Source organism: Glycomyces halotolerans, from assembly GCF_054779575.1.
This window is the reverse complement of record NZ_BAAGXZ010000029.1, coordinates 25,541-44,712: the sequence shown is the minus strand read 5'-3', so window position 1 is coordinate 44,712 and position 19,172 is coordinate 25,541. Positions and strand designations below refer to the sequence as shown.

Annotated in this window: 18 protein-coding genes and 1 pseudogene; 6 read left to right on the top strand and 13 right to left on the bottom strand. The window is 70.5% G+C overall.

What is annotated here, in order from left to right:
- The first annotated feature begins 335 nt into the window (after positions 1 to 335).
- The 3 genes from ACYVL2_RS18485 to ACYVL2_RS18475 all read left to right on the top strand — a co-directional run bounded on the left by ACYVL2_RS18485 (position 336) and on the right by ACYVL2_RS18475 (position 3,349).
- Positions 336 to 1,499 (top strand): alkaline phosphatase family protein, encoded by a 1,164-nt coding sequence (locus tag ACYVL2_RS18485; RefSeq protein ID WP_460546080.1) that lies wholly within the window; start codon positions 336 to 338, stop codon positions 1,497 to 1,499.
- A 96-nt stretch (positions 1,500 to 1,595) separates the two neighbouring features.
- Positions 1,596 to 2,744 (top strand): DNA polymerase IV, encoded by a 1,149-nt coding sequence (gene dinB / locus ACYVL2_RS18480; RefSeq protein ID WP_460546086.1) that lies wholly within the window; start codon positions 1,596 to 1,598, stop codon positions 2,742 to 2,744.
- A 194-nt stretch (positions 2,745 to 2,938) separates the two neighbouring features.
- On the top strand, positions 2,939 to 3,349 hold the full coding sequence (locus tag ACYVL2_RS18475) for a DUF3040 domain-containing protein (RefSeq protein WP_460546078.1): 411 nt from the start codon (positions 2,939 to 2,941) through the stop codon (positions 3,347 to 3,349).
- Between the two features lie 76 nt (positions 3,350 to 3,425).
- Here the strand turns inward: ACYVL2_RS18475 and ACYVL2_RS18470 are convergent, their stop codons facing one another.
- Positions 3,426 to 4,121, bottom strand: coding sequence for a DUF4191 family protein (locus ACYVL2_RS18470; RefSeq protein ID WP_460546076.1), 696 nt, complete (start codon positions 4,119 to 4,121; stop codon positions 3,426 to 3,428).
- Positions 4,122 to 4,164: 43 nt separating this feature from the next.
- Positions 4,165 to 5,094, bottom strand: a complete 930-nt coding sequence (gene lipA, locus ACYVL2_RS18465) for a lipoyl synthase (RefSeq protein WP_460546084.1) — start codon at positions 5,092 to 5,094, stop codon at positions 4,165 to 4,167.
- Between the two features lie 157 nt (positions 5,095 to 5,251).
- On the opposite strand from lipA, the gene ACYVL2_RS18460 reads away from it, so the two are divergent.
- Positions 5,252 to 6,085, top strand: a complete 834-nt coding sequence (locus ACYVL2_RS18460; RefSeq protein WP_460546074.1) for a phosphoribosylaminoimidazolesuccinocarboxamide synthase — start codon at positions 5,252 to 5,254, stop codon at positions 6,083 to 6,085.
- On the opposite strand, the gene ACYVL2_RS18455 is transcribed toward ACYVL2_RS18460, so the two are convergent.
- Both ACYVL2_RS18455 and ACYVL2_RS18450 read right to left on the bottom strand, forming a co-directional pair.
- The gene (locus ACYVL2_RS18455) at positions 6,066 to 7,232 is read right to left on the bottom strand and encodes a sensor histidine kinase (RefSeq protein ID WP_460546072.1); all 1,167 of its coding nucleotides are present in this window, start codon (positions 7,230 to 7,232) and stop codon (positions 6,066 to 6,068) included. The genes ACYVL2_RS18460 and ACYVL2_RS18455 overlap by 20 nt on opposite strands.
- Positions 7,229 to 7,885, bottom strand: coding sequence for a transcriptional regulator (locus tag ACYVL2_RS18450; RefSeq protein WP_460546071.1), 657 nt, complete (start codon positions 7,883 to 7,885; stop codon positions 7,229 to 7,231). Before ACYVL2_RS18450 ends, ACYVL2_RS18455 begins: the two co-directional genes overlap by 4 nt.
- Positions 7,886 to 8,181: 296 nt before the next feature.
- Here ACYVL2_RS18450 and asnB point away from each other — a divergent pair, with 296 nt between their 5' ends.
- A complete protein-coding gene (gene asnB / locus ACYVL2_RS18445; RefSeq protein WP_460546069.1) occupies positions 8,182 to 10,038 on the top strand; it encodes an asparagine synthetase B family protein in 1,857 nt (618 codons plus the stop codon).
- On the opposite strand, the gene ACYVL2_RS18440 is transcribed toward asnB, so the two are convergent.
- The 9 genes and pseudogenes from ACYVL2_RS18440 to ACYVL2_RS18400 all read right to left on the bottom strand — a co-directional run bounded on the left by ACYVL2_RS18440 (position 10,039) and on the right by ACYVL2_RS18400 (position 18,568).
- Positions 10,039 to 11,235: a DUF418 domain-containing protein gene (locus tag ACYVL2_RS18440; protein WP_460546067.1), complete on the bottom strand. Its 1,197-nt coding sequence runs from the start codon at positions 11,233 to 11,235 to the stop codon at positions 10,039 to 10,041.
- A gap of 120 nt (positions 11,236 to 11,355) precedes the next feature.
- Positions 11,356 to 11,889 carry a hypothetical protein gene (locus ACYVL2_RS18435; protein ID WP_460546065.1) on the bottom strand — a complete coding sequence of 178 codons (534 nt, stop codon included), beginning with the start codon at positions 11,887 to 11,889 and terminating at the stop codon, positions 11,356 to 11,358.
- Positions 11,890 to 11,897: 8 nt separating this feature from the next.
- Positions 11,898 to 13,463: an alpha/beta hydrolase family protein gene (locus ACYVL2_RS18430; RefSeq protein WP_460546063.1), complete on the bottom strand. Its 1,566-nt coding sequence runs from the start codon at positions 13,461 to 13,463 to the stop codon at positions 11,898 to 11,900.
- Positions 13,447 to 13,761, bottom strand: a complete 315-nt coding sequence (locus tag ACYVL2_RS18425) for a hypothetical protein (protein WP_460546060.1) — start codon at positions 13,759 to 13,761, stop codon at positions 13,447 to 13,449. Before ACYVL2_RS18425 ends, ACYVL2_RS18430 begins: the two co-directional genes overlap by 17 nt.
- Before the next feature lie 201 nt (positions 13,762 to 13,962).
- Positions 13,963 to 15,180 (bottom strand): beta-ketoacyl-[acyl-carrier-protein] synthase family protein, encoded by a 1,218-nt coding sequence (gene fabF / locus ACYVL2_RS18420; protein ID WP_460546058.1) that lies wholly within the window; start codon positions 15,178 to 15,180, stop codon positions 13,963 to 13,965.
- A gap of 1 nt (position 15,181) precedes the next feature.
- Positions 15,182 to 15,418 carry an acyl carrier protein gene (locus ACYVL2_RS18415; RefSeq protein WP_026929647.1) on the bottom strand — a complete coding sequence of 79 codons (237 nt, stop codon included), beginning with the start codon at positions 15,416 to 15,418 and terminating at the stop codon, positions 15,182 to 15,184.
- 19 nt (positions 15,419 to 15,437) lie between these two features.
- Positions 15,438 to 16,391: a beta-ketoacyl-ACP synthase III gene (locus ACYVL2_RS18410; RefSeq protein WP_460546056.1), complete on the bottom strand. Its 954-nt coding sequence runs from the start codon at positions 16,389 to 16,391 to the stop codon at positions 15,438 to 15,440.
- A 14-nt stretch (positions 16,392 to 16,405) separates the two neighbouring features.
- A pseudogene (locus tag ACYVL2_RS18405) lies at positions 16,406 to 17,305 on the bottom strand (ACP S-malonyltransferase); the annotation flags it as partial.
- 93 nt (positions 17,306 to 17,398) lie between these two features.
- The gene (locus ACYVL2_RS18400; protein ID WP_460546054.1) at positions 17,399 to 18,568 is read right to left on the bottom strand and encodes a PucR family transcriptional regulator; all 1,170 of its coding nucleotides are present in this window, start codon (positions 18,566 to 18,568) and stop codon (positions 17,399 to 17,401) included.
- 118 nt (positions 18,569 to 18,686) lie between these two features.
- Between ACYVL2_RS18400 and trxA the strand changes: the two genes are divergently transcribed.
- Entirely contained in the window at positions 18,687 to 19,070 is a 384-nt protein-coding gene (gene trxA / locus ACYVL2_RS18395) for a thioredoxin family protein (protein WP_460546052.1), read from the top strand.
- Positions 19,071 to 19,172: the final 102 nt, after the last annotated feature.

Genomic DNA, 19,172 nt, shown 5'->3' with positions numbered 1-19,172 from the left:
TCACTCTTAGGGTGCGAATGCTTTCACGTTCCGGACCCGAACCGCCTGCGGCCCAAACGGAAAGCCGAGCGACACTCCAAACAGGCCCCGCCCATGCTCCAGCCCCGGCCACGACGACACGACCCCAACGACCCCGCTACCTCTTTGTCGCCGCCAAACCACCCGGGCCATCCACCATCCGACAGCCGAAGAACCGACCGCGCCTCTCCACCTACCTCGTCATCGCAGCCGGACACCCCAACCGGCCACACTCAGAAAGCGCCCAGAATCGGCCTCCACCAGGGGCGATCCGATGCGGGCTTCCAACGCCGGCGGCGAGCGGTTAGCCTCGGGCCATGCGCTTCAGCCCGCACTTGGAACCACTCCAGCCTGCTTACGGGACCGGGACACTCGCCGACGTCATGCCCACCGCCCTCGCAGCACTGGGGGTTCGGGGCGACGGCCGTCCGCTGCCGCTGCGCGGCGCCGAACTCGACGGCGCGCGGCGCATCGCGGTCCTCCTGCTCGACGGTTTCGGCTACCACCTGCTCAGGCAGGCCGCCCAGGCGAGCGCGACCGTCGAAGCGGTCCACAACGGGGAACTGGGCACCCTGATCCCCATCACCGCCACCGTGCCCTCCTCCACACCGATCAGCCTCGCCTCGCTGGCCACCGGGAGCCCGCCCGGCCACCACGGGATCATCGGCTTCACCGTCCGAGTCCCCGACACCGGTGACCTGGTCACGCACATCCGCTGGGAGGACAATCCCGACCCCGAGACCTGGCAGCCCTCGCCGTCCTGCTTCGAACTGGCCTCGGCCGACGGCGTCGCCTGCACCATCGTCTCCAACGGCGTCTTCCGCGACACCGGCCTGACCAGGGCCATCTACCGCGGCGCGGACTGGGCGCCCGCCGCCACGCCGCCCGAGGTCGCCGCCGAGACGATCAACGCGCTCGCGCGCGGCGACCGGAGCCTCGTCTACGCCTACCTGCCGAACGTCGACACCGCCGGGCACCTGTACGGGATCGGCTCGTCCGAGTGGCTCGACGCCGTCGCCGCCGTCGCCAAGACCATCGACGACCTGCTGACCTACCTGCCACGCGACGCGGCCCTGCTGGTGACCGCCGACCACGGCATGGTCAATCTGACCGAGCGCCTCCACGTCGACGAGCACCCCGAACTGCTCGGCGGCGTCGAAGCGATCGCCGGGGACGGCCGGATGCGGTACCTGCACACCGAGGACGGCGCCGCCGCCGACGTCGCCGCGGCCTGGCGCGAGGCGGTCGACGGTCGCGCCGAGATCGTCTCCCGCGACGATGCCATCGATCGCGGCTGGTTCGGCCCCGAGGTCACCGCGACGAGCCGCGACCGGATCGGCGACCTCGTCGTGGCCTGCGGCGACACCTTCGCCGTCGTCGGCGTCGCAGGCGAGCCGCCGCACGTGGCCCACCTCATCGGCCAGCACGGCGGCCTCACCGCCGCCGAGATGGCCGTCCCCCTGTGGTCCTACCGAACGTGAGCGCGCGCTGTCGGACCCGCCGGTTACGCTTCGGGCGTGGCCAGTGTTCAGTCGGAGTACATCGGTCCCGATCTGTCCGATGACGGGGTCGAGATCATGCACGTCGACATGGACGCGTTCTTCGCGTCCGTGGAGATCGCGCGCGATCCGAGCCTGCGCGGCAAACCCGTGATCGTCGCCGGCCTCGGTCCCCGCGGCGTGGTCTCGGCGGCCTCCTACGAGGCCCGCGAGTACGGCGTCCACTCGGCGCTGCCGACCGCGGTCGCCCGCCGCCGCTGCCCGAACGGCGTGTTCATGAAGCCGACGGTCTCCTACGGCGAGGTCTCCCGCGCGGTCATGGCGATCTTCCGCGAGTACACCCCGCACGTCCAGCCCGTCTCGGTCGACGAGGCCTTCCTCGACGTCGGCGGCGCGCGCCGCCTCATCGGCCCGCCGGCCCCCATCGCCCGCGAGATCCGCCGCCGCGTCCGCGACGAACACGGCATCACCTGCACCGTCGGCATCGCCTCCACCAAATTCCTCGCCAAGCTCGCCAGCGAGTACTCCAAGCCCGACGGCCTCGGCGTCGTCCCCCGCGAGACCGAGCTGCGCTTCCTGCATCCGCTGCCCATCAGAGCGGTCTGGGGCATCGGGGAGAAGACCGCGCAGAAACTGGGCCGGCTCGGCATGCGCACCGTCGGCGACATCGCGCAGCTGAGTGTCGACCGCCTCGCCGCCTCCGTCGGCACCGCGAACGCCGAGCACCTGTACGCCCTGTCGCGGAACCTCGACCCCCGCCCGGTCCGCCCCGAGCGGGTCGAGAAGTCGATCAGCAACGAGACCACGTTCGGCCGCGACGCCCCCGACGCCCACGCCTGGGGGCCCACCCTGCTGGAACTGTCCCGCAAGGTCGCCTCCCGTGCCAGGGCCGCCGGGTGGATGGGCCGCGGCGTCACCGTCAAGATCCGCTTCGGCGACTTCCGCACCATCACCCGCTCCCGCATGCTCGCCGCCCCGACCGACGTCGGCCACGAGATCCACGCCGCCGCCCGCGACCTGGCGGACGCGGCCGCCACCGCACCGGTCCGGCTCATCGGCGTACGTCTCGATCACCTGGTCGAGGCCGCTTCGGTCGGCCGCCAGGTGGCCCTCGACGAGCCCGACCACGGCTGGCGCGACATCGAGACCGCCATCGACCACGCCACGGCCAAGTACGGCAAGGGCGCCATCCGCTCGGCCGGTCGGCTTCGGAAGGCCGAATCATGAAGAGGCGGCGGGGAAGCGGCCCGAAGGCGCATAGGACCGAGGTGCCGCGGGTATCCCCGCTCAGTAGGGTGGGAACGGACAGATTCAAGGACGAACTGCCTTCCGCCTCGGGCGAAAGGCTCGTAGACTTGAAGCACAAGCACCAAGGCCCGTCGATGCGGCGGACCTGCCGAGACTAGCGCAGGAGGAGTGTCGTGCCGCTCTCCGACCACGAACAACGCCTGTTCGAGGAAATCGAGCAGTCCTTGTCCGAAGATCCGCAGTTCGCCTCTGCTGTGCGCGCCAGTGACCCGGCGCATGTGACTCGCCGCAGGCTCATCCTCGCCGGCATCGTCACCGTCCTTGGCATCGGCGTCGTCGTCGGCACTGTGATCGCCGGTGCCGCGAATTGGGGTGCGCCCATCGGCGCGGTGCTCATGTTCGGCGGTCTCATCATCGGGCTCTGGGCCCAGCGTCGCGGCACCACCGGCAAGTTGCAGGCCGTCGACGGCAAGGCGAGCCGGCCCACCGGGGGCGGTTCGAAGCCCCCGCCCAAGGCCGGCGGCTTCACCTCCCGCATGGAAGAGCGCTGGCGGCGTCGCCGCGACGGCGGAGACTTGTTCTAAGGACCATTCCGAGACACACAGCGAAGGCGGGCCGAGCTTGACGCTCGGCCCGCCTTGCTCTGTCCGTATATCGCCTTTACCGGCCGCGGAGCATCGCGCGGCGCGCGGCGCGCCCCTGGTTGGCGCTGGTCGGGACCGGGCCCTTCGGGATCGACAGACCCATGCCGAGTGCGTCGAGGCGCTTGGACACGTGGTTGGCCTCCTTGGCGCCGATGTTGCGAGGCAGCCGCGTCAGGCGCTTGCGCACCTCCGTGACCGAGAAGTCGTCGTTCGGCGTCTCGCCGACCATGAACGTGTAGACCGGCGTCGAGCCGACCACCCGGGAGATCCGCTTCTTCTCCTGCCCGAGGAGCTTGCGGACTTTGCCGCCGCCCTCGCCCAGGAGCACCACGCCCGCCTTGCCGACCGCGCGGTGCACCATCTGGCTCTCCGAGAGAGCCGCCACACCGGGCGTCACATGCCAGCCGCGCATCCCGTCGATGAGGGCGTAAGCGGCGCCGGGCCGCCCCACGGCCTCCTTGTTCACCACCTTGCTGGTGCGCATGTTCAGCACGATCATGCCCGCCAGCAGCGCGACGAACACCGCGCTGACGAACCAGAACAGCGAGATCCGAGCGAAGAGCACCAGGGCGGTGACGACGATGAACGGCAGCAGGATCGCGACGGCCTCGAGCGGCAGGAACCATTTGTCCCGCTGCGTCGTGAACTTGACCGCCTGGCCGATGACCTTCAGCCGCGACCCGAATGACTCTTTCTCCTGCTGCTTTGCCATGGCTCCAAGTCTACGGTGCGATCGGGGCCTCTACGGGAGGGGCTTATTCACTGCCGGCGAGCTCAGCCGAGGGGGTCTCGGCGCGCGCGTCGACCGCCTGCCGGTACAGCCGGCCGGCCCGATACGAGGACCGCACCAGCGGACCGCTCATGACGCCGGCGAAACCGATCTGTTCGGCCTCGGACGCCAGCTCCACGAACTCCTCGGGCTTGACCCACCGGTCGACCGGGTGGTGGCGCTTGGTCGGGCGCAAGTACTGGGTGATGGTGATCAGCTCGCAGCCGGCCGCGTGGAGGTCCCTGAGCGCCTGCGAGACCTCTTCGCGGGTCTCACCCATGCCGAGGATCAGGTTCGACTTGGTGACCAGGCCCTCCTTGCGGGCGGCGGTCAAGACCTCGAGCGACCGGTCGTACTCGAAGGCCGGCCGGATGCGCTTGAAGATCCGCGGGACGGTCTCCACGTTGTGCGCCAGGACCTCCGGGCGCGACGAGAAGACCTCGGCGAGCTGGTCGGGCTCGGCGTTGAAGTCGGGGATGAGCAGCTCGACCCCGCAGCCGGGCACGGCCGCGTGGATCTGCCGGACGGTCTCGGCGTAGAGCCACGCGCCGCCGTCGTCGAGGTCGTCGCGGGCGACGCCGGTGACCGTGGCGTACCGCAGCCCCATCTTCTCGACCGACTCGGCGACGCGCCGCGGCTCGTCGCGGTCCAGCGGCGAGGGCCTGCCGGTGTCGATCTGGCAGAAGTCGCACCGCCTGGTGCACTGCGAACCGCCGATGAGGAACGTCGCCTCCCGGTCCTCCCAGCACTCGTAGATGTTGGGACAGCCCGCCTCCTGGCAGACCGTGTGCAGACCTTCGTCCTTGACCAGCCGGTGGAGTTCGGTGTACTCCGGCCCGGTCTTCGCCTTCACCTTGATCCAGGAGGGTTTCTTCTCGATCGGGGTCTGGGCGTTGCGCACTTCGAGACGCAGCATCCGGCGTCCCTTGGGCTGTTCGGAAGTCACGGTCCCCACCCTACGCCGGGACCGCGGCGCGCGGCAGGTGTCGCTCGGCACAGCCGCGATGCGAAGCACGGCCCGCATCGCGGCCGCTGCTCTAATAAGGCGGAGCCGACTCGACAGGGGAGCATCTGTGGAACTCATTCACCAGGGCAAGGTCCGCGACCTCTACGCCGACGGCGAGGACCTCATCCTCGTCGCCTCCGACCGCATCAGCGTCTACGACGTCGTCCTGCCCACCGCGATCCCCGACAAGGGACGGCTGCTGACCTCGTTGAGCCTGTGGTGGTTCGAGGCGCTGGCCGATCTGGTGCCGGGCCAGATCGTCTCCGTGGAGGACATCCCCGCCGAGTTCGCCGGCCGGGCGCTGCGGGTGCGCCGCCTCGACATGGTGCCGGTCGAGGCCATCGCCCGCGGCTACCTCACCGGCTCGGGACTGGCCGACTACAACGCCACCGGGGCGGTCTGCGGCATCGCCCTGCCGCCCGGCCTGGTCGACGGGTCGGCGCTGCCCGAGCCGATCTTCACCCCGACCACCAAGGCCGCCGTCGGCGACCACGACGAGCCGATCTCCTTCGAGCAGATGGCCGCCGACATCGGCGCCGAACCGGCCGAGCAGATCCGCGACCTGACCATGTCCGTCTACCGGCGCGGCGCCGAGATCGCCCTCGAACGAGGCATCATCATCGCCGACACCAAGCTCGAGTTCGGCTACGACCGCGACGGCACGCTCCGGCTGGCCGACGAGGTCCTCACCTCCGACTCATCGCGGTTCTGGGACGCCGAGGCGTGGAGCCCCGGACGGGCGCAGCCGTCGTTCGACAAGCAGTACGTCCGCGACTGGGCGCGGTCGACGGGCTGGAAGCCCGACGCCGGACCGGCCCCCGAGATCCCCGAAGACGTAGTCGAGGCCACCCGCCTGCGCTACATCGAGGCCTACGAGCGGCTCACCGGGCGGCGCTGGTGACCCGCAGCGGCACGCGCAGCGTCAGCCGCCAGCCGCCGTCGCCGGCCGCCCCGTAGTCGAGGCTCCCGCCCAGCAGCTCGGCGCGTTGCCGCAACCCCATCAGCCCGTGCTGCGAACTGGGAAGCTCGACCACCGGACGCGTGGGAGCGGCGTTGACCACCTCGACCTCGACGCCCTCGGCCCGGCTGCGGATGCGCACCCGCGCGGTCGCGCCCGGGGCGTGCTTGCGAACGTTCGTGAGCGCCTCCTGCACGGTCCGGTACACCGCCCGCTGCACCGGGGGATCGAGCTCGGGCAGCGCGTCGATCTCCAGACTCGCGTCGATGCCGCTGCCGCCGACCAGCTCCTCGATCTGTGCGATCGTCGGCTGCGGCGTCAGCTCGGTCGCACGGATGCCCGACGCCCGAAGCACCCGCACCATGTGCCGCAGCTCTTCGAGCGTCCGGACGCTCAAGCGCCGGATCGTCGAGGCCGCCTCCCTGGTCTCGCCGTCCTTCGCCTGCATTTGCAGCGCCCCCGCCTGCACCGCGATGAGGCTCACCTGATGGGACACCACGTCGTGCATCTCCCGGGCCAGCTGGGCCCGGTCGGCCGCCAGCGCCTGCTGCGTCAGCAGCCGCTGCTCGTGCTCTCGGGCCTCGGAGATCTCGTCGAGCCGCTCGTAGAGCATGCTGCGGGTCCGCATCAGATACCCGAGCGTCGCCGGGACGGTCGAGATGGCCCCGTAGTAGAGGATCTGCCGCAGGCCGCGGACCTCGTCGCGGGTCATCCACAGGAAGTACTCCGGCTCCCCGGTCGCCTCGCGGGACTCGAACAGGTACCACCACAGGTTCGGATCGGAGTAGCAGAACGCGGCGCTGAGCACGGCGATCGCGGCGATCGGCAGCCACCGGCCGCGGGCCAGCTCGGCGAGCGTGTAGATGGCGAACAGCGAGGCGACCTTCTCGGTGACCATCGCGGCGGCCGGGATCGTCGCGAGGAACACCGCCAGCGGGTACCGACGGCGCAGTACCAGGGCCGCCACCCCGGCGATCGCGAACGACGCCGCCGGCTGGTTGTCCATCCGGACCACCACCAGGAGGTGGGCCGCGGCCGCCGCCAGGACGAACGCGTCGAAGGCCCACTGCGGCGGCCGCCGGGCTTTCACGACCCGGGCCCGTCGACCAGCAGTCCGGACCGCTCGGCGATCAGCGCCGCCTGCACGCGGTTGGAGACCTCGAGTTTGGCGAGGATCGAACTCACGTGGTCCTTGACGGTGCCCACGCCCAGGAACACCTCCGCGGAGATCTCGGCGTTCGACCTGCCCTGCGCCAGCAGCACCAGGATGTCGCGCTCCCGGTCGGTCAGCCGCTCCACGAGCGGATCGGCGTCCGGGGAGGACGCCCCCGAGAGGTAGCCGGCGATGATCGTCTTGGTGACCTTCGCCGACAGCGCCGAACCCTCCGTCATCAGCGAGCGCACCTGGTACACCAGATGCTCGGGGTCGGTGTCCTTGAGCAGGAACCCGGCGGCGCCGAGCCGGAGCGCGGCGTCGACGTACTCGTCGGTGTCGAAGGTGGTGAGCACCGCGGTGACCGGCGGGCGCGAGAGGTCCCGCAGCCGCTTGAGGATGGTGAGGCCGTCGACGTCGGGCATGCGGATGTCGAGCAGCACCACGTCCGGGCGGAGGGCGATGATCTTGTCGATCGCCTCGCCGCCGGTGACGGCGTCGACGACCTCGACGTCCTCGGCGGTGTTGAGGATGTGGGTGAAGCCCGAGCGGATGAGGGCTTCGTCGTCGACGATGAGGACGCGGATCACGGCTGGGGTGCTCCTCTCAGGCTGGGGTGCTCCGCTTCGATTGGGAGTGCAAGAAGCATAGTCATGATCCGCCGCCCGTTCCATCCGTAGCCTGTCGGTCACCGCATCCGAACGGCTCCGGCGATTCCAGCCGATCGGATGGGGCGTCCAGCCGACCGGCGGGGGACGGTCCACCACGACCGATGCCACCCCTGGAGGCGGACGGTAGGTCGACTCTGGACTTTCGAGGGGCGCGATCGGCACGGGCGCGGACGAACATGGGGACTCCACCCGAACCGAGTTCATAGGAGCCCTCCATGTGCGGATTCGTCGTACGAGCGGGTACCGACGCCGGCCTCGCCGGGCCGGACCTCGCCGACCTGCTCGAACTGCTCCACCACCGCGGTCCCGACGAGACGTCGGTCGACCCGGCCGGCCGGCGGGTCCGGATGGGCTTCAAGCGGCTGTCCATCATCGACGTGGCCGGCTCGCACCAGCCGATGCGCCGCGACGACGGCCGCCTCGGCATCGTCTTCAACGGCGAGATCTACAACTACCGCGAGCTGCGCGCCGAACTCGTCCGCGAGTTCGGCGCCGTCTTCGAGACCCGCGGCGACACCGAGGTCATCCTGGCCGGCTACCGTCACTGGGGACCCGACGTCGTCCACCGCCTGCGCGGGATGTTCGCGTTCGTGCTCTACGACCACGACGCCGACCTGGTCTTCGCCGCCCGCGACCCCTTCGGTGTCAAACCGCTGTACTGGACTCGGCACGGCGGGGCGGTGTGGCTGGCCAGCGAGAAGAAGGCCCTCCCCGGCATCGGCGCCCCCGACCTGGTCGACACCGACGTCCTGGGGCACTACGCGACCTTCCAGTACCCGCCCGAACCCGACACCCTCCACCGAGGAGTGATGCGGTTCGAGGCCGGGCACTTCGCGCTGTTCCGCCCCGGCGCCGAACCCAGGCCCCAACGCTACTTCCAGCCGATGTTCCACCCCAGGAAGGTCGACGACCCCGAGCGCCTCTACCACGAGATCGCCGAGGCCCTGCGCGAGTCCGTGCGGCTTCACCTGCGCTCCGACGTACCGGTCGGCGCACTGCTGTCCAGCGGCATCGACTCCACCGCCGTCGTCGCCCTCGCCCGCGAGGTCAACCCCGACATCCTCACCTTCACCGCCCAGTTCACCGACCCCGGCCTGTACGACGAACTCGAAGTCGCCGCCGGATCCGCCGCCGAACTCGGCGTCGCCAACATCCCGGCCCCGGTATCCGTCCACGACGTCGTCGCCGAACTGCCCAAGATCGTCTGGCACCTCGACGACCCGGTCGCCGACCCCGCCCTCGTCCCGCTGTACTTCGTCGCCAAGAAGGCCGCCGAGCACGTCACCGTCGCCCTCGGCGGCGAAGGCGCCGACGAACTGTTCGGCGGCTACACCATCTACCGCGAACCCCGCTCGCTGCGCCCGGTCACCGCACTGCCCGACTCGGCCAAGCACCTCCTGCGCCGCGCCTCGCGCGCCCTGCCCGAAGGGGTCAAAGGCAAGAGCTTCCTCGAACGCGGCACCGCCGAGATCGAAGAGCGCTTCGTCGGCAACGCCAAGATCTTCACCGACGAGGCCAAGGCCGCCCTCCTGCGGCACCCCGCCCCCGACCACCGCCAGGTCACCGCGCGGTACTGGGAGGAGACCGCCCACCTCGACCCCGCCACCCGCATGCAGTACCTCGACCTGCACACCTGGATGCGCGGCGACATCCTCGTCAAGGCCGACCGCATGTCCATGGCCCACAGCCTGGAGGTCCGGGTCCCCTTCCTCGACCGCGGCGTCTGGGAGGTCGCCTCCCGCATCCCGACCGACCACCGGCTCGTCGGAGCCCAGACCAAGGTCGCGCTCCGGCGTGCCGTCGAGAAGATCGTGCCGCCCGCGATCGTCGAACGCCCCAAACTCGGCTTTCCCACGCCGCACCGACAGTGGCTCGCCGGACCCATGTTCGAGTGGACCGACCAGATACTCGCGCAGAGCGGCGCCGGCCACCTCATCGACCTCGACTACGCCAGGCGACTCCTGCGCGAACACCGCGACGGCCACGACAACGCGCGCAAGATCTGGGCGGTCATGGTCTTCTGCGTCTGGTACTCCCAGATCGGCGCGGCGACACCGACCGCACCGGTCTGATCACCGGCGGCCGTACGTCAGCCGGCGCAGCAGCACCTCGAACGGCCCCCGCGCGCCCGCTCGCGCCATGAGCACCGCCAGCAGCACCGTGACCGCCCACGTGGCGACGGCGACGCCGTACGCCGCCAGATAGCCCATGCCGTCGCCGAGACCGAGACCCCAGACCGACAGCAACGGGGCCATGATGACCGACTGGCACAGGTACGACGTCAGCGAACGCTCGCCGACCGCCGCCAACGCCCCCGGCACGCCCCGCCGCCCGCGCGACCGCCACCGGTGCGCCAGCAGCGCGAAACCGCAGATGTACCCGAGCCCGGCGTACATGCCGCCCAGCAGCGTCGCACCCAGCGCGGCCACGTGAACCCCGCTCGAGGGCTCCCACGCGCCCAAGGCGATCAGCGAGATGGGGAGCGCGCTGGCGACGCCCACGCCCATGCCGGAGGAGAAGACCCGGCGCAGTTGCGGCAGGTGCTCGTGCGGGCGGTCGATCCAACCGGCGCGCTGCAGCATGAGTCCCGCGATCACCAGGGGGACGAACATCGCGAGCACCCAGGCGGCGACCACGACGGTCACCGAGGCGATGACGCCGGTGAGCAGCTGCTCGGCGTAGGGCGGCAGGCCCGCCCCCGGCGGTTCGGTGCTCTCGCTGCCGAGCAGGGCGAGCACCGGGACGGTCACGACCGCCACGTAGACCGAGCTGCCCCACATCCAGCGCCGCAGCGCCCGGTCGGAGAGGTGGACGAAGAACAGCGCGATCAGGCCGGTGGCGCCGTAGGGGGCGAGGATGTCGCCGTAGAACAGCAGCGAGGCGTGCGCGAGCCCGAGGACGATGAGCCACCAGTTGCGGCGGCGCAGCACTCCGCGGACGCCCTTGACGTCGATGCCGCGGGCGGACATGCGGGAGGCCATGACGGCCATGCCGAACCCGTAGAGGATCGCGAACATCGGCCGCGACCGCTCGGCGATGAACAGCTGCTCGGCGAACAGCGCGCCGCGGTCGACCGCCGATGAGTCGGCGATGTGGTTGTACGCGTCGAGCGGGTTCCCGTGCAGGTAGACGGCGACGTTGGCGACGGCGATGAACAGCAGCATCGCGCCTCTGGCGATGTCGGGCGCGAGCGAGCGCTCCGCGCGGGGCAGCGGCGTGATCGGCGGCGGTCCGGGTGGAACGAGCGCCTGATGGGGCGGGGCGGCCATGGACGGCTCCAAAGTGGTGTGCTCTGCGGTCTCCTCGGCTCTCAGTCTATGGACTCCGGCGCCCCGACGCGGTCAGGCGCACACCCCTCTCGCCGCTCCGGTCGTCCTTACCTCCGCGCCTCAGAGCTCGTACGGGTCGATCCTCGCGATCGGGTCGGGATCGGGCTCGTCGTCGGTGTAGCCGCGTTTGGCGTAGTCGAGTGCGGCGTCGCGGTCGCGGACGACCCCGCCGAGCGGTCTGGGGCAGTACGGTTCGAAGCCGTCGACGCGGCGCACGCAGCCCGACTGGGCTTTGATGCTGACCAGGCCGAGGATGCGGTACCAGACGTTGATCCCGTCGGCGACGCGGAGCGCCTCGAGTCCTCGCGGCTGCCCGTCCTCGCCGTAGCGCTCGTCGTGGACGTCGTAGCCGATGGTCGGGAAGTGCTGTTTGAGGATGGTGACGTAGTCCCGGCGGACCGCGCCGGACTCCGAGTCGGCCAGGGAGAATCCGTACGACAGCTCGTACTTGACGTGCGTCGGGTCCTCGCAGCCGAGCTCGTGGAGCGCGCGGGTCTCGAAGCCGGGGAAGTCCGGCAGCGCCGCGATGGTCTCGTGGACGGCCGCTTCCAGCCGCGGCCATGCCTCGCTCTGATCGAGCACGGGTTCGGTCATGGCTCCCCCTATCGGACTCGCCCGGTCTGACCGGTGAGGATGAACGCCATGTTGTCGCGCGCCGCGTTGCCCTCGTCCCAGTAGTTGCCGTGGATGTCGAGCGGATTCCAGCTCATCGGGTCACTCCCGAAAGTATGACCCCCGAAATCGGGGTCCGCAGGGCTGGGGCCCAATCCGAGGTGATCGCCGTTCGGCAGCGGCACGTCGACGGCCGCCGGGAGGCGGATGACGTCGCCGGGCGCGGTGGAGGCCCAGACATGGTCGGGGTCGATGCCCAGCTCGGCGGCGTCGGCGACGTTCATGCCCGGGCTGGCGACGGCGATGATCTGGTCGGTGGCCAGGCCGTGCTCCTTGGCCGACTGCCCGATCACCGTGGTGCCGTACGAGTGCCCGACGACGGTGGTGGTCGCGTGCGCGGGGTCGCGGTTCGCCGCGTCGAGTCCGGCCATGAACGCCGAGAGGTCCCCGGAGGCGTTCTTGGCGTACGAGAGCGACGGCGAGTCCAGGACCGGGTGGTCGGGCGCGTCGTAGCCGAGCCACATCACCACGGACGTGTCCTCCCTGGGGGCCGCCTCGTGGGCGTCGTGCGCCATGGTCGCGGCCCGGCCCAGGTCGCCGGCCTTGCCGAGCCCGGCCCCGGTCCCCGGCACCAGCACGGCGGTGTTGTCGGCCGTGTCCGGGTTGCCGAGGGCGACGATCAGCTCGCCGTCCTCGGCGGCGTCGTAGCCGAGCAGGTAGTGGTCCTGTCCGGTGATGCGGTCGGACCGGTCGATGCGATCCTCGAGGGTCGCCAGGTCCTCGCGGGTCTCGCGCAGCCGCCGCAGCCGCTCGAGCAGCGATGCGGCGGCCTCGTCCCGCCCGTACCGCTCCGCGGATGAGACTTGCTCACCTATTCGTGATATCTCGGCATCGAGGTTTCGCAACTGGGCGCTCAGCCGCCGCCGATTCGCCTCGTCCCTGGCCTCCGACGGAATGCCGTCGGTGCACCCGATCAAGTCCGGGCGCCCTTCGATGAGGAGGTCCTGCTCGGTGCCGCTCAGCGACTCCCACCACGCGTTGACGGCCCTGGGAGAGGCCCCTGAGGCGAGCATCTCCGTGAGATCCCCGGCCGGATCCGCCTCGGCCGGCATCAGGCGGGCCTCGATCGCGGTCTCGGCCACCAGCGCGATCCTGCCCGCCAGCTCGTCGTCGATCTCGGCGGCCCGCTCCAGGATCGGCGCGAGGCGCACCTCGACCGCTTCGGAGGGCTCCTCGAGATCGAGCCCTTCGTCGACCAGTTCGGCCAGCTCCGCCTGGCATCGCTTGAAGGCGGTCGCGGCGTCGGCGATGGCCGCCGCGGCCCGCTCCGCGGGGTCGACTCGCGCCTCCAGTTCGGCGATGGCCGCCTTGATCCTCGCTCGCGCGTCCTCGGGGGCGCCCCCGTCCCAATGCTCGTCGCTCAGGCGGCGGTGCAGCGTGGCTTCGAGGGTCTCGACCTGGTCGGTCAGGTGCGCGGCGAGCCGGGACCAACGGTCGGCGACCGAGGCGAGCGCGTCGAAGTCGGCGTCCCGCAGGGACCTAAAGCCGATGCTCATCGAAGGTCCCGGCGGTGCTCTCGTCGGCCTCGACCATGCCGTCGGTGTGCTCGGCGAGGAACCCGGCGATCTCGTCGACGGTCTCGCGGTGGCCCGGCAGCCTGAGGCCGGTCCATTCGCTCGTCAGCCCGGCCACCGCGCCGATCCCGACGAACTCCGCGGTGTCCACCGCGCCCTCGAGGCGGCTCGCCTCGCCCGCCACGGTGTCGATCTGAGCCGAGAGCGCCTCGGCGACCTCGGCCATCTCACCGGCGGCCGTGCGGACTTCGTCGGGGTCGATCTGGAATTCGGGGGGCACGTCGCGTTCCTTACTCGGGGGGAGGAGGCGATGACCTGCTCAGCGTAGTCAATCTCCGCAACTCGGGCAATATGAAGGGCCCCACCGCTCAGCGGTGGGGCCCTACATGCGGCTCTCGCCTACTCGCCCTTACGGCTTCGTGCTGCACCTCACGGTCACTCAGCCTTACGGCTTCGTGCTCCACCTCATGGTCACTCAGCCTTACGGCTTCGTGAACAGGATCGCGGCATTGTGGCCGCCGAAGCCGAAGCCGGTGTTCATCGCGGCCACGAGGTCGATCTTGCGCGCCTCGTTCGCGGCCACGTCCAGGTCGAGCGCGGGATCGGGGTTCTCCAGGTTGATCGTCGGCGGGACGACGCCGTCGTGGATCGCCATGATCGTCGCGATCGACTCGACCGCGCCCGCGCCGCCGAGCAGGTGCCCGGTCATCGACTTCGTCCCGGTGAGCACCACGTGCTCGCCGATCTCGCGCTTGACGCCCTTGACCTCCGCCATGTCGCCCACGGGCGTGGAGGTCGCGTGGGCGTTGACGTGCCCGACGTCCTTGGGGTCGATCCCCGCCTGCCGGATCGCCGCCCGCATCGCACGCCCGCCGCCGTTGCATTCGGGGTCGGGCTGCACGATGTCGAAGCCGTCCGAGGTCAAACCCGAGCCGGCGACGACCGCGTAGATCCGCGCGCCGCGCGCTTCGGCGTGTTCGCGGCGCTCCAGCACCAGCGCCCCGGCGCCCTCGCCCATGACGAAGCCGTCGCGGTCGCGGTCCCAGGGCCGCGAGGCGCGCTCGGGCTCCTCGTTGCGGGTCGACATGGCCTTCATCGAAGCGAAGCCCGCCATCGGCAGGCCGCCGATGACCGCCTCCGCGCCGCCCGCGATGGCCACGTCGGCGCGGCCCGCTCGGATCATGTCGGCCGCCCAGGAGATCGCCTCCGCCGAGGTGGCGCAGGCGCTGGTCGGCGCGTGGACCCCGGCCTTGGCGCCGAACTCCAGGCCGACCACGGCCGCCGGGCCGTTGGGCATGAGCATGGGCACGGTGTACGGCGACACCCGGCGAGGACCCTTCTCCTCGAGGATGTCGTCCTGTTCGAGCAGCGTCAGGGCACCGCCGATGCCCGAGCCGAACACCACGCCGAACCGTTCGCTGTCGAGGTCGTCGCTCAGCCCCGCGTCGTCCCACGCCTGCTGGGACGCGATGAGCGCGATCTGCTCGGAGCGGTCGAGGCGGCGCAGCCGGACCCGGGGCAGCACCTCGGACGGTTCGACGACGAGCTGCGCGGCGATGCGCACCGGCAGCTCCTGCGCCCACTCCTCCGTGAGCGAGCCGACGCCCGATCTCCCGGCCACGAGTGCTTCCCAGGTCGAGGCGACGTCCCCGCCGAGCGGGGTGGTCGCGCCGAGCCCGGTGACGACTACCTCAGTCACATTAGCCCTTCTCGATGTAGGAGACGGCGTCGCCGACGGTCTTCAGGTTGGCGACCTCGTCGTCGGGGATCTTCACGCCGAACTTCTCCTCGGCGGCCACCACGACCTCGACCATGGCCAGCGAGTCGACGTCCAGGTCGTCGGTGAAGGACTTCTCATCGGCGACGTCGTCGGGGTTGACACCCGCGACCTCTTCGAGAATGTCGGACAGCCCTTCGCGGATCTCGTCACGAGACATGATTCATTCCTCTCGATAATTACGGGCAGCGGATGACTTGCCCGGCATAGGTGAGCCCGCCGCCGAACCCGAACAGGAGAATCGGGGCACCGGAGGCGACCTTGCCACTTTGTACCAACTTTGACAACGCCAGCGGCACCGATGCCGCCGAGGTGTTGCCGGAGTAGACGATGTCATCGGCGACGACGCAGTCGTCGCCGAAGTCGAGGCGTTTGGCGATGCCCTGGATGATGCGCAGGTTCGCCTGGTGCGGCACGAAGGCCGCGAGGTCGGACAGCTTCACGTCGGCCCGTTCGGCCACCCGCTCCACCAGCGGCGCGAGCTGGGTCGTGGCCCAGCGGAAGACGGTCTGGCCGGCCTGCTTGATGTACGGGACGTCCTCTTCGATGCGGATGACGTCGCTCATCGACGGCTCGGATCCCCACACGACGGGGCTGACGGCCAGCTCGAGGTCGTCAGTGCCTTCGATCACGACCGCGCCGGCGCCGTCGCCGAACAGCACGCAGGAGGTGCGGTCCTCCCAGTCGGTGACCGCGGAGAGCTTCTCGGCGCCGATGACCAGCGCGCGCGTCGCCGAGCCGGCCTTGACCGCCATGTCGGCCTGCGCGAGGGCGTACTCGAAGCCCGAGCAGGCGGTGTTGACGTCGATCGCGGCGGGGTTCGCGATGCCGAGCTCGTCGGCGACGCGGCAGGCGGTGTTGGGGCAGATGTCCTTGGCCGAGACGGTGGCGACGACGACCATGTCGATGTCGGTCGGAGCGAGGCCGGCGTTGTCGAGCGCCTGCCTGGCGGCGTGCACGGACATGTCGGCGACGGTCTCGCCGTCGGCGGCGATGCGGCGTTCCTTGATGCCGACCCGGCTGACGATCCAGTCGTCGCTGGTGTCGACCATCTTCGCGAGGTCGTCGTTGGTGAGGACCTTCTCCGGCTGGTAGTGGCCGACGCTGATCACACGGGAACCGTTGGCGCTCACTGGACTCCTTCACTGGCGGCGAGTTCGGCGGCGGCCGGGAGGTCGTCGGGGGTGTTGACGTTGAGTCGCTCCACGCCCTTGAGCGCCCGTTTGGCCAGCCCGGTGAGCGTCCCTGCCGGCGGCAGTTCGATGACCGCTGTGACGCCCAGTTCTCCAAGCGTACTCATACAGGCGTCCCAACGGACCGGTGAGGTGACCTGCTCCACCAGTTGCCGCAAGGCGCGAGCGCCGGTGTCGACCGCCGCGCCGTCGCGGTTGGACAGGAACGTCCGCCGCGGGTCGGCGGTCTCGATGTCGCCGGCGACCGCTTCGAGGGCGGCCCGGGCCGGAGCCATGTGCGGGGTGTGGAACGCGCCGGCGACTTTGAGCGGGATGATGCGGGCGCGCTCGGGGGCGTTCTCGGTCAGCTTCTCGATCGCGGCCACGGGGCCGGCGGCGACGATCTGCCCGGCGCCGTTGCGGTTGGCCGGCCAGGCGCCGGACGATTCGATGGCGGCGAGCACGTCGTCCTCGGCCCCGCCGAGGACGGCGGCCATGGTCGTCGGCTCGATGTCGCATGCCGCGGCCATCTCACGGCCCCGGACGGCCGCGAGCGATACGGCGGCCTCCGGCGTGAGGATGCCCGCCAGCGCGGCGGCGGTGAGTTCGCCGACCGAGTGGCCGGCCACGACGCTCGCGGCGCCGACCGGGAGCTTCTCGGCGGCGAGGAGCCCGGCGGCGACCAGGAGCGGCTGGGTGTTGGCGGTGTCGGTGATCTCGGCCTGGTCGGCCTCGGTGCCGAGGCGCACGAGGTCGAGACCGGTCAGTTCGGACCATTCGCGCAGCTTGGCGGCCGCTGCGGGGTCGGCGTCGATCCATGGCGTGAGGAACCCGGGCTTCTGCGAACCTTGCCCGGGAGCGAGAATGGCAAGCACATCTAGACTTTCGCTCAGTGAACACCCGAAAGGGGAGCAGGTCGCGGACTGAAACCCCGTTCGGTTCTTGTGGGAACTCTACAACGGTAGTTGTTAACTGCGGGAACGCCGTGCCGTCGGGGTGCTCTCCAGGCGCCCTATGGTCAACCCCACACGCAGTACGAAGGCCTCATGGGGATCGGTGGGGGAGAAACCGGTCACCTCTTGGATGCGCCGGAGGCGGTAGCGCACGGTGTTGGGGTGGACGTACAGCTCCCTGGCGGTGCCTTCGAGGACGCCGCCGGAGGCGATGAACGCGTCCATGGTCTCCAGCAGTTCGCCGCCGGCCCGGCGGAGGGTCACGTAGACCCCTTCGCGCAGTTGGCGGCGCGCGGCCTCGTCGCCGGCTATGGCCCGCTCGGGCAGCAGCTGCGTGGCGGTGACGGGCCGTGGGGCGTCGGTCCAGGCGGGGGCGGCGCGGTGGCCGGCCACGGCCGCGATCGCGGAGCTGGAGGCCTCGGCGAGGCCGGTGACGGTGGGGCCGACGACGATGGGGCCCTCCCCGAACTGGCCGGTGAGCTTCTCGACGATCTCCATCGGGTCGTTGATGCCGCCCAGGAGGATCACCAGGCGCGCGCCGTGGACGCCGGCGAGGACGTCGAGGCCCAGGCGCCGGGCGGCGCGCTGGACGCTGTGGAGCACCAGGGTGGCCTCGCCGCCGGGGGTGTTGCCGCATACGACGGTGATGGACTGGGTCTCGGACCAGCCGAGGGCGGCGGCGCGGCCGACGAGCTCGTCGGAGGATTCGCCGCGCAGCAGCGAGTCGACCAGCATGGCCTGGAGGCGGGCGTCCCAGGCGCCGCGGGTCTCGGCGGCGCGGGCGTAGACCCGGGCGGCGGCGAAGGCGATCTCGCGGGAGAACCTGAGGACCGATTCGCGCAGGGCCTCTTCTTCGCCTTCGGCGGCGAGCGCGGGCACCTGCTCTTCGACGACGTCGATGACGACCTGGATCAGGGCCACGGTGTGCTGGAGGCTGATGGCGCGGGCCAGTTCGACCGGGGCGGCCTCGAAGACCATGTCGGAGGAGCCGAGGTCGTCGCCGGAGGAGCGGAGCCACTCGAGGAACTGCCGGACCCCGGCCTGGGCCACCAGCGTCACCATCGAGCGCTGCTCTGCCGGCAGGTCGCGGAACCAGGGGAGCCGTTCGTCCATGCGGGTGAGCGACTGGGTCGTCAGCGCCGACGACGAGCGTTCGATGTTCTGAATGGTGGTGGCCAGATCCATGCCCTATAGCGTGCCAGACGTGGCACGCGCCTCGCGCCGACGTCTGCGGGAATAGCTGAGAGGCCACTATCGTTGCCCCTGAAGCACCTGAACAGCCACGACAGAGAGGCGGCCATTCATGGCCACGGTTGCACTTACCAAGGACACCTTCGAGGAGACCGTCACCGGCAACGACATCGTGCTGGTCGACTGGTGGGCGGAGTGGTGCGGTCCCTGCAAGCAGTTCGCCCCGACTTACGAGGCGTCGAGCGAGCAGCACGACGACGTCGTGTTCGGGAAGATCGACACCGAGGACCAGCAGGAGCTGTCGGCGGCCGCGGGGATCCAGTCGATTCCGACGCTCATGGCCTTCCGCGACGGGATCCTGCTGTTCAACCAGCCGGGCGCGCTGCCGGGCGAGGCTCTCGAAGAGGTCATCCGCCAGGTCAAGGAGCTCGACATGGAAGAGGTCCGCTCGCAGATCGCGAAGGAAGAGGGCGCTGACGCTTCCACCGAGGGCTAGCGTCTCCGCGTGAAGGCCCTGTGGCGGCACCGGGGGACAACCGCATAAAGCGTTATCGGGCGGGCGCGTGTTCCACGCGCCCGCCCGGTTGTTTCGTCCTGT

What these genes read in the sequence shown, in the direction of transcription:
- ACYVL2_RS18485 (WP_460546080.1), top strand. Translation starts at nt 336, where the DNA reads ATGCGCTTCAGCCCGCACTTGGAACCACTCCAGCCTGCTTACGGGACC.
- dinB (WP_460546086.1), top strand. Translation starts at nt 1,596, where the DNA reads ATGCACGTCGACATGGACGCGTTCTTCGCGTCCGTGGAGATCGCGCGC.
- ACYVL2_RS18470 (WP_460546076.1), bottom strand. Translation starts at nt 4,121, where the DNA reads ATGGCAAAGCAGCAGGAGAAAGAGTCATTCGGGTCGCGGCTGAAGGTC.
- lipA (WP_460546084.1), bottom strand. Translation starts at nt 5,094, where the DNA reads ATGCTGCGTCTCGAAGTGCGCAACGCCCAGACCCCGATCGAGAAGAAA.
- asnB (WP_460546069.1), top strand. Translation starts at nt 8,182, where the DNA reads ATGTGCGGATTCGTCGTACGAGCGGGTACCGACGCCGGCCTCGCCGGG.
- ACYVL2_RS18440 (WP_460546067.1), bottom strand. Translation starts at nt 11,235, where the DNA reads ATGGCCGCCCCGCCCCATCAGGCGCTCGTTCCACCCGGACCGCCGCCG.
- ACYVL2_RS18435 (WP_460546065.1), bottom strand. Translation starts at nt 11,889, where the DNA reads ATGACCGAACCCGTGCTCGATCAGAGCGAGGCATGGCCGCGGCTGGAA.
- ACYVL2_RS18430 (WP_460546063.1), bottom strand. Translation starts at nt 13,463, where the DNA reads ATGAGCATCGGCTTTAGGTCCCTGCGGGACGCCGACTTCGACGCGCTC.
- ACYVL2_RS18415 (WP_026929647.1), bottom strand. Translation starts at nt 15,418, where the DNA reads ATGTCTCGTGACGAGATCCGCGAAGGGCTGTCCGACATTCTCGAAGAG.
- ACYVL2_RS18400 (WP_460546054.1), bottom strand. Translation starts at nt 18,568, where the DNA reads ATGGATCTGGCCACCACCATTCAGAACATCGAACGCTCGTCGTCGGCG.
- trxA (WP_460546052.1), top strand. Translation starts at nt 18,687, where the DNA reads ATGGCCACGGTTGCACTTACCAAGGACACCTTCGAGGAGACCGTCACC.